This window comes from Mesorhizobium sp. M5C.F.Ca.IN.020.32.2.1, from assembly GCF_004023105.1.
GTDB classification, from domain to species: Bacteria; Pseudomonadota; Alphaproteobacteria; order Rhizobiales; family Rhizobiaceae; genus Mesorhizobium; species Mesorhizobium wenxiniae.
In genome coordinates this window covers 1-4,790 of record NZ_RZSX01000494.1, presented here as the reverse complement: position 1 = coordinate 4,790, position 4,790 = coordinate 1, and the positions used below count along the sequence as shown (strand labels likewise).

The following is a 4,790-nucleotide window of genomic DNA, read 5'->3' as shown; positions in this document are numbered from 1 at the left end:
ATATTTCTCCTGAAAGCCACGCTCGGCATTCTGATAGACCGCATAGAGCGAATTCACCAGGCAGTCGCCGAAAGCATAGGCGTAGACGTAGAAGGGCGAATGGATGAAGTGTGGAATATAGGTCCAGAAGACCTCGTAACCGTCGCGCAGCTTGATCGCCGGCCCGAGGCTTTCCGCCTGCACTTCCAGCCAGAACTGGCCGAGCCTGTCGGATGTCAGTTCGCCGTTCTTGCGCTCGGCATGCACCTTGCGTTCGAATTCGTAGAAAGCGATCTGGCGCACGACCGTGTTGATCATGTCCTCGACCTTCTGGGCGAGCATGGCCTTGCGCTCGCGTTTATCCGTGGTCTGGTCCAGCAGCGAACGGAAGGTCAGCATCTCGCCGAAGACGGATGCGGTCTCGGCCAGCGTCAGCGGCGTCGAGGCCATCAGCGCGCCCTGGCCTGCAGCCAGCACCTGATGCACGCCGTGACCAAGCTCATGCGCCAGCGTCATCACGTCGCGCGGCTTGCCCATGTAGTTGAGCAGAACATAGGGATGCGCCGACGGCACGGTCGGATGCGCAAAGGCGCCCGGCGACTTGCCAGGCCTTACCGGCGCGTCGATCCAGTTGCGGTCGAAGAAAACCCGGGCGATCTCCGCCATGTCAGGTGAAAAGCGCTGATAGGCGGAAAGCACCGTGTTCTTGGCCTCGTCCCAGCCGATGATCGCTTGCGGGGTCTCCGGCAACGGCGCGTTGCGGTCCCAGTGATTCATCACTTCCATGCCGAGCCAGCGCGCCTTCATCTGGTAGTAGCGGTGCGACAGACGCGGATAGGCGTCGCGAACGGCTGAGGCCAGCGCATCCACCACGCTGCGCTCGACGCGGTTGGCGAGATGGCGAGAATCGGCGATGTCCTCGAAGCCGCGCCAGCGGTCGGAAATCTCCTTGTCCTTGGCCAGCGTGTTGGTGACCAGCGTGAACGTGCGCAGATTCTTGCGGAAGGTTGCGGCCAGCGCTTCAGAGGCCCGGCGGCGCACCTCGCCATCGGCGTGCTGGAGGCGGTTCAGCGCCGGCTCCAGGGTAAGCTCCTCGCCATCGATGTCGAAGCGCAGATCGGTCATCGTTTCGTCGAACAAGCGGTTCCAGGCGCCGCGTCCGGTAACCGACTTCTCATGGAAAAGCTGCTCGACGCGATCTTCCAGCTGGTAGGGTTTGTCCATGCGCAGATCGAGCACCCACGGCCGGTAGTGAGCGAATGCGGGATCGGCAGCAAGCGCGGTTTCGATCGCGGCGTCGTCGATGAGATTCAGTTCGAGCGCGAAAAACAGAAGATGCGCGCTGGCGTCGGTCATCTTCTCCTGAATGTCGCCATAGAGCTTGGCGCGCTGCGGATCCGCGGTGTTGCCGGCATAGATCAGTCCGGCATAGGAGACGATCCGGCCGATCAGTTCCTCCAGCGCCTCATATTCGGCAAGTGCCTCGCCCAGCCTGCCGCTGTCGGCACGCTCCGCCTCGGCTGCGAGCGTGCCTTTCCAGCGGCTCTCGAAGCTGATGGCATCGGCCGCCGCCCTGGCGATGTCCCGCTTCAGCTCGGGGGCGTCCATCCCCGAATAGAGATCTGCGAGATCCCATTCCGGCAGGTCGCCAAGCTCCGCCGCGCCCTGACCGGACGCTGCCGCCGCAAGCTGCCGACCAAAAACCATGCGCATTGCCGATACTTTCCAGATTGCAGGACCCAAGCGGCCAGACTCAAAGATTCAAATGGGTATGAGAAAGCCGGTCAAATCCTAAGGAATTCGTTCACCGGGTTTTTTGAAACCTTATTTAGAACCCTGTGCCAAGATGATCCATAGGGCGGATTCCCTTGGGTGGGCATATTGGGCGAGCATCGTTGAACCAGTCATGACAGGTTCCATACTCATAGTCGATGATGATCCCGTGCAGCGCAGGCTGCTCGAGGCGGCCGTGACGAAATTCGGCCACAGCGCGATCATCACGGATGGCGGCGAGGCCGGTCTCGACGCGCTCGACGGGCCCAACGCGCGCGACGTGTCGGTGGTCATCCTCGACCTCGTCATGCCGGGCCTCGACGGCATCGGCGTGCTGAAGGCGATGCGTGAGCGCGGCATCCAAGTTCCGGTCATCGTACAAACCGCCCAGGGTGGCATCGAGACCGTCGTTTCGGCCATGCGTCATGGTGCTTTCGATTTCGTCGTCAAGCCGGCATCTCCCGATAGGCTGCAGGCATCGATCGGCAATGCGCTCAAGGTCGAGGCGGTCGAGGGCGAAGTGAAGCGCACGTCGCGGCGGCGCGGCGGCCATCTGACCTTCAAGGACATGATCACGCACAGCCCGGCGATGGACCGGGTGATCCGTCTCGGCCAGAAGGCGGCCGCGTCCAACATCCCGATCCTGATCGAGGGCGAATCCGGTGTCGGCAAGGAACTGGTGGCGCGCGCCATCCAGGGCAGCGGCGATCGCCGCTCAAAACCCTTCGTTACCGTCAATTGCGGCGCCATCCCCGACAATCTGGTCGAATCGATCCTGTTCGGCCACGAGAAGGGCTCGTTCACCGGCGCCACCGAAAAACACACCGGGAAGTTCGTCGAAGCGCATTCGGGCACGCTATTTCTCGACGAGATCGGCGACCTGCCGCTCGACGTGCAGGTCAAGCTGTTGCGCGCCGTGCAGGACGGTGAGGTCGATCCGGTCGGCGGGCGTTCGACCATCAGGGTCGACATCAGGCTAATCTCGGCGACACACCGCAATCTTCTGCAGCAGGTCAAAGACGGCAAATTCCGCGAGGATCTGTTCTATCGCCTGAACGTCTATCCGATCTTCGTGCCGCCGCTGCGCGATCGTCGCGACGACATCCCTTATCTGGTCGAGCACTTCCTGGAGAAGGTTGCGCCCACCGATCCACGTCACCGCCTGCACGGCATTTCGGCTGCGGCGCTCGCCATGCTGCAGGCCTACGACTGGCCGGGAAACATCCGGCAGCTGGAAAACGCCGTCTTCCGGGCCTCGGTGCTTTGCGAAGGCGATGTGCTGACCGAAGAGGAGTTTCCGCAGATCCGGGCGCAGGTCGAGGGCACCGTCAACCTCGATGCGGATGGCGCGTTGCACGCGTCGCCTTTGGTCATCGCGCCGCCTGGCGAGGACGTGCCGGCCGATAACGGCATCGCTGCAACCGAGCTCGATCCGCCGGCCAGGCCGCAGCCCCGATTCGGCACGCTGCGGGCACTCGACGAACGCGGCAATGTGCGCGCGCTGGCCGACGTCGAACTCGAAATGATCAAGCTCGCCGTCGACCATTACAACGGCCAGATGAGCGAAGTTGCCCGCCGCCTCGGTATCGGCCGCTCCACGCTCTACAGGAAGCTCAAGGAGTACGGCATCGATCCGGAAACAGGCCGTATCGACCGGCTTGCGTCCTGACTAAGCAGGTCCGGACCAGCTTGTCAGCCTGGCACAAGGACAATCGACAGTCATCGACCGGGCGTGACGCGCGTCGGGGTGACGCGCTTGCCGGCAGTGTTCACGCATTGAGGCAGCCGGTAACAGATCGTGTTCAGGCAAAGGCCGAAACATGATCTAAACCAGCAGTTTACCAAGAAACCCCGCGCAATATTTTTGACGGGATATTGCCACGGTGTTACCGCATTTCGGCTTCAATAAGCGATGATTAACCATTAGGATCGATATTCGGATGCGAACACCACCGCATCCGTTGGTCAAATCCGGGGACAAACGGCAGCCTGCAAGGCCTTTTGATTTGAACAAAGTCGAACGACACACAAACGGGCGGCATTATCACATGAGCGTCTGGCCGAGATGGCTGGCAGCAGTGATTCTCGCCTTTGGCTTCCTTACAGCGGCTGCGACCGGCGCCAGCGCCCAGACACGTTCGCTGAAACTCTATAACCTCCACACCAAAGAGAAGGCGGAGATCGTCTTCAAGCGCGGCGGTCGCTACGACCAGGCGGGTCTGAAAAAGATCAACGTCATCCTGCGCGACTGGCGCCGCAACGAGCCGACCAAGATGGATCCGCGCCTGCTGGACCTGGTCTGGGAGGCTTACCGGCAGAGCGGTGCCACCGACTATATCCAGGTCGTTTGCGGTTATCGTTCGTCGTCCACCAACTCGATGCTGCGCAGCCGCAGCAGGGGCGTCGCCAAGAAAAGCCAGCATATGCTCGGCAAGGCCATGGACTTCTACATTCCCGGCGTGCCGCTGAAGAAACTGCGCGACATCGGTCTGCGGATGCAGGGCGGCGGCGTCGGCTATTATCCGAGGTCCGGCTCGCCCTTTGTCCACATGGATGTCGGCAATGTGCGCCACTGGCCGGGCATCAGCCGCCAGGAACTGGCGCGTGTGTTCCCCAATGGCAAGACGCTGCATGTGCCGAGCGACGGCAAGCCGCTGCCCGGCTATTCACAGGCGCTCGCCTCCTACAAGGCGCGCAAGGGCGCCGGCGCTCCCGCCATCGAACTGGCCAGCGCAGGTGGCGGTTTCAAAAAGTCCGGTGGTCTGCTGGCGGCTTTCTTCGGCGGCGGTGAAGACGAGGCCGATGACAGCGCCGATGTGGCGGCCGCGCCAGCGCCGAAGTCAAAGAGCGTGAAGCTGGCGACCGCGAAGCCGGCGCCGGCCGCCAAGAACAGCAAGCTTCCGGGCATTGCCATCGTGTCGCCTCAGGATGCGAAGCGCGCCGAGATTCCGCAAATCGCCGATGCGCCTGCTCCGGAACCGGAGGAGGACACGCCGGAAACGATCATCGCGGCGCTGCCGGCGCGCAGTGTGCCGCTG

Annotated in this window: 3 protein-coding genes; 2 read left to right on the top strand and 1 reads right to left on the bottom strand. The window is 62.4% G+C overall.

Features of this window, described 5'->3' with window-relative positions; translation table 11 throughout:
* Positions 1 to 1,692 (bottom strand): M3 family oligoendopeptidase (locus EOA86_RS22600; RefSeq protein ID WP_164891908.1); only part of this gene is annotated, 1,692 nt, incomplete at its 3' end.
* Between the two features lie 193 nt (positions 1,693 to 1,885).
* On the opposite strand from EOA86_RS22600, the gene EOA86_RS22595 reads away from it, so the two are divergent.
* Positions 1,886 to 3,421, top strand: a complete 1,536-nt coding sequence (locus EOA86_RS22595; RefSeq protein WP_128343663.1) for a sigma-54 dependent transcriptional regulator — start codon at positions 1,886 to 1,888, stop codon at positions 3,419 to 3,421.
* 379 nt (positions 3,422 to 3,800) lie between these two features.
* The coding region (locus EOA86_RS22590; RefSeq protein ID WP_128343662.1) for a DUF882 domain-containing protein at positions 3,801 to 4,790 on the top strand (990 nt) is incomplete at its 3' end.